This is a genomic window from Pseudomonas sp. EA_5y_Pfl2_R50, from assembly GCF_963970475.1.
GTDB lineage: Bacteria > Pseudomonadota > Gammaproteobacteria > Pseudomonadales > Pseudomonadaceae > Aquipseudomonas.
This window is the reverse complement of sequence record NZ_CAXAPT010000007.1, coordinates 194,556-206,242: the sequence shown is the minus strand read 5'-3', so window position 1 is coordinate 206,242 and position 11,687 is coordinate 194,556. Positions and strand designations below refer to the sequence as shown.

The 11,687-nt window shown below is 48.0% G+C and carries 6 protein-coding genes; 4 read left to right on the top strand and 2 right to left on the bottom strand.

What is annotated here, in order from left to right; all coding sequences use genetic code 11:
* A complete protein-coding gene (locus AACY19_RS14370) occupies positions 1–852 on the bottom strand; it encodes a hypothetical protein (protein WP_090473897.1) in 852 nt (283 codons plus the stop codon).
* 193 nt (positions 853–1,045) lie between these two features.
* Positions 1,046–4,789 (bottom strand): hypothetical protein, encoded by a 3,744-nt coding sequence (locus AACY19_RS14365; RefSeq protein ID WP_339451171.1) that lies wholly within the window; start codon positions 4,787–4,789, stop codon positions 1,046–1,048.
* Positions 4,790–5,382: 593 nt separating this feature from the next.
* On the opposite strand from AACY19_RS14365, the gene AACY19_RS14360 reads away from it, so the two are divergent.
* From AACY19_RS14360 to AACY19_RS14345, 4 genes are read left to right on the top strand one after another with little or no spacing between them, the layout of a single operon-like run.
* Positions 5,383–6,432: a ComEC/Rec2 family competence protein gene (locus AACY19_RS14360; RefSeq protein ID WP_339451169.1), complete on the top strand. Its 1,050-nt coding sequence runs from the start codon at positions 5,383–5,385 to the stop codon at positions 6,430–6,432.
* Complete coding sequence (locus AACY19_RS14355) at positions 6,432–7,706, top strand: ABC-three component system protein (RefSeq protein WP_339451167.1); 1,275 nt, start codon at positions 6,432–6,434, stop codon at positions 7,704–7,706. The genes AACY19_RS14360 and AACY19_RS14355 overlap by 1 nt, the downstream gene beginning before the upstream one ends.
* Positions 7,678–8,229 (top strand): ABC-three component system middle component 1, encoded by a 552-nt coding sequence (locus AACY19_RS14350; RefSeq protein WP_184336804.1) that lies wholly within the window; start codon positions 7,678–7,680, stop codon positions 8,227–8,229. The genes AACY19_RS14355 and AACY19_RS14350 overlap by 29 nt, the downstream gene beginning before the upstream one ends.
* On the top strand, positions 8,210–11,404 hold the full coding sequence (locus tag AACY19_RS14345; protein ID WP_339451158.1) for an AAA family ATPase: 3,195 nt from the start codon (positions 8,210–8,212) through the stop codon (positions 11,402–11,404). Before AACY19_RS14350 ends, AACY19_RS14345 begins: the two co-directional genes overlap by 20 nt.
* Positions 11,405–11,687 lie beyond the last annotated feature (283 nt).

The window sequence follows — 11,687 nt, the reverse complement described above, 5'->3', positions numbered from 1 at the left end:
TCAGTCCCTTGTCGTTGTCGACATCAAATAGGTTTCCTGCTCTAGCGCTTTTTGGCTGTCTCGCATAAGTCCGATCAGCTCATTGGTTTCCTTGGATAGACCAACGAACTCAAGGAGATCTTGTCTCGTTTGCTGATTTAGTGAGTATTTGGAAGCGCTTAACCGGTGTGCGATATCATCAGGGTACACAAACACGACCCGGTGCCCGTCTGGCAGCCCTTTGAGAAGGGTTCGATACATTGTCAGTCCACCTAAGTCGACATCAAAAAGGCAGTACAGCCTCTGGTATTGGCTGAGAAATGGCATATTCAGTCTGTTGGTGATCTGATTACCGGCGCTGAAAATGACATCGAAACTTTCACTTTGCTCAGCTACGCCACAGTCGGCCAGGATGTCGACGGTCTGTTTGAGAGCTAGGAAATTCTCGAGATTTTCCACCAGCAACGCCGCTGGCCGGAGAGTGTTAGGTGCTTCCCATCCATGCTTGCTCAGAAGAACTACGCTTGGATGAGGATGGACCATGCTTCGTGTTATCAAAAGCGAGCCGCTTACTGCTGCTGCGTGGCTACTTCCGTCCAAAGCAGCACCAATACGACCCGCAACTTCTGATGGAGCGTGTTCACGAATCAGCTCCGCAAAGCGATCCTCACGCAAGACAGCCACCTGATAGCTGCTCTTTCCAATTTTCGACGTTGAAAACGTATCGAACAGATAGCCAGCACCTTTGCCATGCTTCTTCAATTCCTTAGCAAAAGCCTCAAAGTTGATCGGCTGACCAGAGCTGATTGAGTTCAGATAGGTGTAGATCCTCGACATTGCATCCCTTGCGCTCTGCGAAACAAGTGAAACCATAAGCTCTCTTGGCTATAGCATATATCGCTCGTCGCGGGTATCGAAATGGCGAGGACACATTGGCGATGTGTAGGCCGAGCAACTGAAGCGATGACTCGAAAATCATGAGCGTTATTTGTGAGAAATCACATCAGTTTCCAGCTTAACACTGGCAACGGTCCTCAGAGCAAGACGGACTAATGCAAACGTGGAGCTACTCATTTTTCAGGTCCAGGAGAAAATGGTAAATATGGACTGAACTGCGCGTATCAACCATCTTTACCTCTCTGAAAATTTTCAAATGCGGCTTATCTTCAGGCGCAACCCTCTCCAGCGGAACATAGTTTTTTCCTGAGAAACCTAGGTAGCGATGCTTCAAGACTTTTTCTTCGTACCAATTGCAAAGTTCATCAAACTTGGAAGCAACCGAGTACACCACCACGCACAACACGGAAGCACCGACAGTGTTATACCCCGCCAATTTGTCCAAATGCTCAGCGACTGTGCTCGAGTTCTTCCTCCCCAGACGAAACGCTTCAAGAATCGAAAGCGTGCTATGGCGACCTGACAGAACAGCATCCACCTCGCCTACTCCGCCCCGAGATCCCGAAGCGCCCATTCGAGACTGATCCGTCACACTCCATTCATAACGGTTAACCCTGCTATGCCAGATCTCGACCAACCAATCGTTTATCATGTTTTCTTCATCGAGCGGCATGACCTGCTTTCCGCCATTTTTACGGCGCCTCAGATTGCTCTTTCTCTTGAGTAAACTCTCGCAAACCTTCCTGACATCGCAAAGGACGGTCTCTGCAATCTCGTCGGTATCGTATTCGTTGGGCCCATGCGGTAGAAGTGCCAGTTTCCTGCTGACTGCATCGTCGACAACAGTCGACAGTTCATCATTTTTCAGCCAACTACCCAACAGATCTCGCTCGGTTTTCATGCTCGATTCATCGAGCAGCCCAGGGGTCTCGCCATGAATGTTCTTAAAAAAGTCGAGGTATTGTCCAACAGGCAGTGCTCCTCCGTATCGTTGCAGATAGTCGCGATGCACCTTGGCAACTTCGGGTGATGCTCGTTGAAAATCAGAAAGCTGGTTCCAGTAGTACTGATAGCCCGAAGAATCCTCAGCCTCGGACAGAACGCCGAGCACAATCGCAAGATCGGCAGCCGACAGCTCGGGAAATTTCAACGCTTTGTAATCAGCGTACCAATCCTGATATAGCCTCTGGAATTCTGATTTTCGACCACCTCCACCGGCCTTGATCTTACCTAGGCTGGCCTTGAGTTTCCCAATCAGGTATTCGAGCTGTCGGCGCTCTCTATAAAGCCTCGTAAAGTCGCTCACAGCCTTGTCAGGGTCCATATCAATCAACACGTGAGCGATGAGATAACGTTTGAAGTACTCGAACTCGTTTTTCCTGACGCGAAATGCATCCTTCTCGGTGTCAGCATGCACATCAACGTCAATCTTGCACTTCACAAGAACGTTGATCTTGTCCTGACCGACGAGATCATCAGTGTCGAAAATTTCTTTCAACCGGAACAAATCCGACAATGTCTTGAAGCTCTCCCTGTGCTGTGCGCGCGCGTTCTCAAGCCCATAATCCGCCAGGTACTTAGCGATTTGGGGAAGGCCACTGTTGGCCGCGAGGATTGACATGGCACGAATCTCGGGCGTCCAGAACAACTCATCATCCCTTACATGCCAGGTAGTTAGTATGCCGTGGACCTGCGTTCTTCTCTGCTCCGACACCGTTTCGCAATACAGCCTGAGCAGACAACCCAATGTACAGGGCTCTTCCTTCAGGATATGGAGGAGATGGCTGAATTTCTCGTCATCGAAGTCATTCGCGGCACGGGCAACCGCCAACCAAAGCCTGACGGGGGTGTATTCCGACTGTTCGTTCAAGACGGAGAACATCCCCGAAAGGCATTGGGGGTCAAAGCCAAAACGTTCCACTAGAAGCAGCAGTGCTTCCGTGGCCTGATCCCGAATACCCTTCTCGTTACCCCGGGTTAGAATCTGCAGCAGCACGCGAGTATGCATCCGGGCAGCACTGACCAGTTTTCGACGATCAGAAGAATCTTCTACAGCCATAACCGGCTCGTAGGTCTCCATCACGTGAATGAATCGACTGAACAATCCAGCAGAACTGGTTTTACTCAACAACCACCAACCCAGCTCATCAAATACCAAAGGTTCGTCACCCCCCGAACCATTCTCCCCCGTCTTTTCCTCAAGTACCTTTAGGTAGTCGTGGATCAAGTAGTTGCCCGCCGCCTGAATCCTTTGCCGCACACTCTTGTCGTGAACAATACTTGCGGGCCCCATTCCCTCCAGGCACCAAGATAAAAATACCCACTCGCCTAAAGGCACCTCGCCTGGACGATAGTTGCGAGTACGTCCACGTTTCATCACGATGGATGCGGTGGATGAGGCTCTGTCCCCCAGGAGGAAACCTCCGTTGCCATCGCTGTAAGGAATTTCCTCCAGCACCGCTTTCAGCTTTTCAACGAATGAGCCTGAGAAAATATGGCGGCTGGGAGAACGAACGAATTCTTGTTCCACCAACCACGCGACCAAATCATGAATGTTGCAAATAGCCTCTGGTGCGTTTTCATTCACCCCAGATGAATGAACGATTGAATAGATATGTAGCGCCTGTTCCACCAGCACACCCTTCCAGATGTGTGAAAAGTCGACAGCATCGGATAGATTCAGAAGGATACGCGATGCTTCCTTGTAGATCTTAATAAACCCTAGGTGGCTTGTGCCGAGCTCGGACAGCAGGAAACAGAAATACTTGGTGAGGTTCACCTCAACCAGCAGGTATCTCGCCATTCGGGGCGACTGATAGATCAGTGATACAAGCTGCTGAGTGCGTAGAAAAGACGAATGTGAGCTATGCGATAACCGTTCGTTTTTCACTATGGCCAGAACCATATGGAAGAGATAGCCATAGTCCGAGTATCTGCCTCTTTGCGCATCCACCCACCAATCCATCATATCCAGCGCATCGACCGGCGCTCGACGTGCCAAATCGTCCAGGATCCAGTTCAATTGCCTGATATCAAGCTCGCTGCAGTACGCCCGAACGACATTCCCCTTCGTTTCTGGAACAACATCATCTTTCGGTGTTGCTGTGAACGACATTGGAGGCCCAGCGTCATAGGCAAGGATGTCGAGCCTGTTGCTTGCCAGTGCGACATCGATAGCGCAGTCTTGCCAGGTGTCCCGAAGTGAATCATCCGCCAAAATAAATTCCAGCATGATGTCAAGAAAGTCGTCCTGTTCTTGGCAACCGCGAGGAAAGATGTCAAAAATAAAGTAGTGCCCAGATGAAATGGCCATCTTGACCATCCAGTTTAAGAACACTCTCTGGGAATTCCGTGACCGGTCTCGCATCATTTTCCAGAGCGCTCTGCCAACACCGACAATATCGTCCATCGTTACCGAGACACTTACACCGTCCCCCATCGGCTCCAGATGGTCAGCTAGCATAAGCAGGTGCGATGTATCCACCTTACTCCGCAAGACCCTTACATACGGCTGAACGAGACCATCTCCCCGGCGGATTCGATCCAGAAACGCTAGCGCTTCGAGTTGACTCTTGAGTTTTTCAGGCATGTCCTCTTCAGGGCTGACCAGGCGGACCATCTCCAGTAACCCCGCAGAGAACGTAATGACTCGCAGTTTCAGCAGCTCATCAAGCGAGACGCTTATGGATAGCGATTCATGTCCGCCATCGTGCGTCGGCCACGGCAGTTTGCTCTCCAACAATCTACGCACTACTTCTTTGGTGAGCGCCAAAGGATAGATGTCGGCACAAAACAATAAATTGGCTAGTATCTGATGATACGAAGCGGCCTTGGAGGGATTATCAGGAGGCAGGGGTTGATTATAAAACCGTAGTTTTTTCTCTAGATCCCCAACAAGCTCGTGGACACTCATTAATGCTACTCAGGTCAATAATCTGGAACCGCACACGTCGATAGGTGAGCGCGCATCAGGCAGTGATGCAATAAATCCGTTCATTTAGAGCTTAAACGGAGGGTGAGGCAGCAAGTATCTTTCAACGTATATCGAATAGATGCAAGAAAAGACGGAGGGTCAAAGACTAGGGTAAAAACGGCAACACAACGCCGAACGGCAGCCTAAAAGCCTATGAGCGGCATGAAAAAAATTGCCCCAAGGCTCTAACCACTAGTTGTGAACTGTCCAATTGCTAGGCCATGGGAGGCAATGTATCGGTTTTTCATTCAGAAATCAGCCGCTCTGGCATGACCTAGGACGCGCTTTGCTCCATCCTCGCCCTTGGTGTCACTAGCTTCCCCATCTGCTCAAGCTCATCGTTGTGAGTGACTGTAGCTGCTCAACGCCTCTGAATAAGGTCTTTGGTGTAACTGTGCTATGCGCTGATCTAGCGCTCGCAATTTGATCGCATTGGAATCAGAGCTCTTGGAAGATATCTCGCGAAGCGCTATGTTAGTGGCGTTTTGATAATCGATCCTCCGCTGTGGGGCTGGGCGATACAGGGAGTTTGAATGAGCATCAAGGTACGCGTCCTGCAAGCCAACCATGGTGACTGCATCCTCGTCACGCATGAAGGTCCTGATGGTGTGTTTAACCTGCTGATCGATGGTGGAAATTCGGCCACTTTCAAGCGGGGAGCACCAGCGAGGCACAAGGGAGCCCTTTGCGTCGTTCTTGACGAATTGAAAACGAAGGGCCAATGCATTGATTTGGCTATCCTGACCCATATTGACGACGATCACATTGGCGGATTCTTGAGAGCATTCAAGGCGCCGGGTTATCTGAGCGAGATGGTCAAATCCATATGGTTCAATTCCTCAAAGCTGATCACTGACTACTTCAACACACTAGATATCCCCGAGAACAATGTTCGCCTAGGCATGAACTCGCCTGATACCAGTGTGCAACAAGGCAGGTCGCTTGAGGCCGTGTTGAAGGAAGTTGGTTGCAAGCGTGCACCATTGATTCGGGCTGGTCAGACGATCAAAAGCGGCCCTTTCACTTTCGATGTGCTTTCTCCTGATGAGGCTGCCCTTAAGAGACTTCTGTGCATCTGGCCGGAGGAAAAGAGCCCTGCTGAGACTTCCGTTGCGACCGACTACCAATTGAGTTTCGAAGAGATACTGGCAAAAGATTCATTTGAGTCGGACACGTCTATCGCCAATGGAAGTTCCATCGCATTCATTCTTAGAGCCGACGACGCTACTATGCTTTTTCTGGGCGACGCTCATGATGGAGTGGTGGTTTCGGAGTTACACGCTTTAGGCTACAGCCCCGAATCCAAACTACCCGTAGACCTAGTCAAGGTTTCACATCACGGGAGCCAGTACAATACAAGCCGAGTTTTTCTAGAGTTGATAGAGAGTACTCGATTCATCATCTCTACTAACGGTGCGATCCACGGACTCCCAAATAAGAGAGCTATCGCCAGGATTCTAGCAGCAACCAATGCGACAATATATTTCAATTACGAAAAAATCATTAGAGAACTGCACCTGCCCGAAGAAAAAAATTCCTATCCTGGGCGTCTAGTGGGACTCAATCAAGAGTTTATTTTTTAATGACTACTGATGAGTCGATTATTTCGTATGCAGTTAAGGTTAATAGCGGTAGCGGAGTGCTAGTGAGCGCCCTGTCACCAGCTTTCAGTTATGTTCTGACAGCACACCACGTTATCGGTGATCCAATTGTTGTAAATCGCAACGGTCAGGAATTAAACATTATTGGTGTTCCCTATCGTCATCCAGACTATGACTGCTCGATTATAAAAGTCGAGTATCAGTCTGATATTTCACAACATATATGGCGAGGAGAGCTAGACGCCGGATCTAGGATCTCGTACGTAGGCTATCCTAGGTCGAACGTTGGCTCGGATAGGCCGTACAAGATTTATACAGGTACATCTAACGATCAAGCTCATCAGCTTATTGTCTGCAATTTGGACAACAGCCCAAGCCAGGAATCCATCGAAGGTATGTCAGGCGGTGGTGTCTACTGCATCCGAGGAGGCCATCCATTTCTGTGGGGGATAGAAGCCCGGATGGATGACGAAGATGCCGACGCGCGTTACGGTCGAATTCGATGCCATTCCATGGAGTGTTTCGATCAGATTATAGAAGCCAATCAGCTAGCAAAGATGGCTCCTTTTTACATGCGATGCTTCTCTAATTTAAAGAGCGATATTTTTCACTTTAACGCTGCAAACCCGGGGAACGTTGAGAAGCTGAGGCTGAAACTTGGTCAACTGGCTGAGTGGTTAATAGAGCAGAATATGCCAGCGCCTCATGACTTGATGGTACGGTATAAACGAGAGTTGCTGCTAGGTGATAAAGAGCCTGATTCGACAGTATTGGATAGAGACCTCTGGGTCGCTTACCTGGAGTTCGCGGTAGTTTGTTCAATACTTGATGCTGTTGACGTGATCGATGAGGCTTATCTAGAATCGCTGGATCGTAGGCGCCGCTTCATGTACTCCTGTAGCGATGACAATTGGTTGTGGAAACTATCAGATCTAATTAAGTCCGCCAGAGACATGCTGGATGCCAACGGTGCTATTCTCGTAAATAGTCCACAGGAAAACGCCGCGGATTTGCCTGGTGCCGAAGATATCCAGGACGTACTCGATGATATTGCTTCTTCACCGAATTTCAGAGCGATGACTCGAATCGACAGCGCCCACGGCGACATTGTAAAAACTTATTCTTTCGCGCATCTGAAAGGTTTGCGTAATAAACTCGTGCTGGACAAGCACCGAGAATATGGAAGGTCTTCGTCCGGCCAACAGCTGGCGATATTCAAGGAGTATTATGATCGCGCTATCAAAGAAGGATCATGATCTCGATTTTTTAACCTCTGAATTTGAGGGTTTGAGATTCGAGCTGTTTTCCGCTGATGAACTGAGCTTCATAAATTGCATAGTCTGCTGGTTTGACTCCCCTCAGGAACTGGTTGCGAAGTGGAAGGCGCTCCAGAGCATCATTTCTGTTAGGTTCAAGCCTGAAGCCCGTTTCTCTAAGTGGAACATATATCTGGTAATGCTGTGCCCAGATTCGGTAGATATTCGAGACAAATATGTCATTGAGAATGACCGTTACGCGGCGAGGAAAATAGTCCTAGATGGGCTAGGAAAACAGCTAACCACTGAGGAAGTCGAGACCAAAGTCAATATAGAGTTGCTTGGCGCAGATCTCGAATTGCGGAAAACCACCCCATCTCCAATTTCAAACATCAAACTTGCCATCGCGCCGCTGATCAAAAATGCGCCTATTGACTCGACAAGCAAGTCGAAAGATAAAAGAGGCGAGATCGTGAGTAAACTAGTCGAGTACTATAGGCAAAATGAAAATAAAGAAAGTTGAGATCGAAGGCTTTCGTGCCTATAAATTCAGAAAGGATGGAATTTTCGACTTTACCCTCGATGACGACACTCCCTCAAATTTTGTCGCGCTGTATGCTCCCAATGGATTTGGGAAAAGCTCGTTTTACGATGCAGTGGAATGGGCATTTACAGCAAACTTGGAAAGATACACAGCAGAGCATAATAAGAAAAATAATCATAGTGCCGCCCGGGGGACCAAGCAAGATCAAGTTCCGTTGAAAATCCTCCGCAATAAGGATGTGCCGGATCATATTATCACTCGGGTGGAAGTAATCACCACGCGTGGGGATTTTCCAAGGTCGCTTCCGAAATTGAGATCCAACTCCATGGATCTGAATCTTGGACCAACCAAGAATAAAAATGGAAAAGAAGGGAAGGGTTTTGAGAAAATCATTCTCTCGCAAGATGCTATTGATCGTTTTCTGAGAGAGGCAAAGCCGCAAGAGCGATATCAGCTCTTTATGCAGCATTTCGGTGGCGAGGCCGAGGCGCTGCGCACTGAGATCACGGCGATTCTCACCGAAAACAAGATGACCTTGGACAGTCTTCGAAAGCAGAAATCGGATGTCAAAAAACGCCTTAAAGCTCCAGTCGACCCAACGATCTTTGAGAAATTCAATTCTTTAGCGGAAAGTTTGAACAACGAGGGTGAATCGATCTCGCTTGTCACTGAAGCATTCGATTCAAGCGCGGAATACAAGCTCGTTAGCTCGATCATTGAACGCAAACACGCGTTGTCGTCCAGCTGTGCGGTAGAGCGACAAAAGGAAAGGTCATTATTAGAGCAAGCATCCCGCCTGGAAGAGTTTCAGCTCAATCTAGATGTAATTACTGAGCAAAGCTCCAGGTTTACCTTTCTGACCAAGGGCGCTACTGATTCTCAGCATTATCAGGCTCTTTCTGCCGCCTATGATAAAAACCAGAAAGATTGGCAACAATACACTGCGCAGTTGACAGAGCTGGACGCTATTGAAAAGTTCATCCCTGGCTTTCTAACCGACGAATCGGAGTCAAAAAAGGCGACCAGTGAGCGAGAAGCATTAATTAATGAGAAGGCCGATATTTCTTTAAGTTTAAATGCAGCCCAGTCTAGTGTTAAACAGTGCCAGGATGCTCTGACTGCGACTGATCAGCGTGCATTAGCCCTGCGATCAATGATAGCTGGTAGTTCAGCGATTTATTCAGAAATTTCAATGCATAAGGATGGTTTGCTGGGGCTGCAATCTCAACTCCAGAAAAAACATGATTCCATTAAGATAGACAAAGGAGAGCGGGATCGTATTACATTAAATCTGAATAAGTTGTCGGCGCTTCCCGTCACTTCAGAATCGTTAAGAGGGCCGGACGGCATTCTTTTTGAGCTACCGCCCTCCCGCATTCAAGAAGTTTATTCTGCTCAGCAGGAACTGGAGTTACTGCAGAAGCACGACTTTGCAATCAGAACCACTCAGTTGGCGCTTACACGGCAGAAACAAGCAATAGAACTGTTGGTTTCGCATGGTCTGACTTTCCTCGCTAGCTGGCCTAGCGATAACTGTCCTTTATGCCGAGCAAATCACCCCTCTTCAGACGCCCTCACATCGGCGATCAGGAATAATGATCTCCTGACTGAAGCGGAAAGGCAGAATGCGATTCAGTTAGAGCAGATCGCAGCGCGTATAATCTCACTTAAATACCTCGTTGATTCAGCTTTGACCGAAGCCAAGGATCGACTTGGCAAGAAAATTATTGGTATTAAAACTCAACTTAACCAGCTATCCTCACGAATCCATTCCGTTGAACAGGAATGCCATTCACTTGCCACAATAATCAGTACCACTGAACAAACCATTGCAGCACTGCAGCTTAGAGTTTGGAGCTTAGACTCCAATGAATTACACACGCGTATCGATGCGGAGTTAGCCAGTCTTTCTAATGCGAGCACTTTACAACGAGAGCAGCTTAGCCTGGCCAATAAACGTCTTATTGATGTGCAGGCTCAGATGGTTAAAATCAGTAATCGTATAGAAGCGCTGCACCTACTTGTGGCGGGCATCACCGCAAAGGAACAAAACAAGACAATTGTAGCGTTTGCAACGAAAGAGGCGGTACGGGACTTCGGTCACCTTCAGGGACATTGCTTCCAGAAACGGGCCAATCTCGAACGCTCTGCCCATGAGAGCTCAACTCAAATGGAGGCTTTGTCTGCGCAATGTCATGAGCTACACGAGACCATGCTCGATGACGGGAACTGGATTGATTTCCAGTTACTAATCGCTCAGAAAGATGATGTATCCAGAATTATCAGCGATGCAACATTCGTTGTGGACTCTTTCTTAGGTAGCCTCAGCAGACTGTTAGGGGAAGATATTGAGCCCAACCCAACTTTCATCAAGTCCAAAATTGAAATGGCAATTCAAGCCGCGGCTAAACAATCCGCTTATTTAGCGACGAAGATCGACAGACTTGAGCTACTGACAGTCCAGTTAGCAGCATTTAAACCTTATCTGGAAAGCCTGGTATTGCGTGAAAGGCTTGCTGAGATTGATAAAAAAATCCTAGAACACCAGCTAGTCGATTCGAAACTGTCAGCTGATCGTGAACTGGTCTTCGCGGAACTTCGGGAACGTATTGGATCTTTCTTTTTTTCTGATCTTATCAACGCCATATACAGTAAAATTGATCCTCACCCCTCTTTCAAAGAAGTTGATTTTATTCCTGATTTCGATAGTGCTCAGCCAGGGCTCAATATCGTGATAAAGGATGATTTCGGTGGTGTGATCTCGCCAATACTGTATTTCAGTGCCGCACAACTTAATATTCTAAGCCTCAGCGTTTTTCTGGCCAACGCTCTGCACGCCAAAGACGACAAGGGCAATTCGCTTGACGCCATTCTGATTGATGATCCTATTCAATCGATGGATTCAATTAACGTGCTCGCGGTAATCGATCTGCTTAGAAATATTTCGCTACGTTTCGACAAGCAAATTATAATCTCAACCCACGACGAAAACTTCTTTGATTTGCTTAAATTGAAAATTCCAACCGAAGTATTTGGCTCCAAGTTCCTGCAGCTCGAAAGCTTTGGTGTCGTCAGTCAGATGCAGAGCGCCCGTGATTTCGTTGCAGGATTGCCAAGATCCGCTATAACAGATGATGGCACTCACGACGAATAGCTCCGGCTTGATACCAGGGGGTTAGATAGCCCCTTTGGTTACTGGCAGCGGCGTTTTTCAATGACGAACACCTCGTTGAATGCCTACCCACCAAAAAACTGCATAAGCGATAATCTCGTGCTGTGGCCTAAAACTCGCAATGAACAACGTGAGAAACTGCATGTAAAAATTCGTGCACTTTACAATTATGGAGCTATTCAAAATAGTATGGGAAACGCCAATGCTTAAATTGGCTCACAATTGGCGTTTCCGTTGTTGCCGTCGCCAAAGTTTTCCTCAAAGC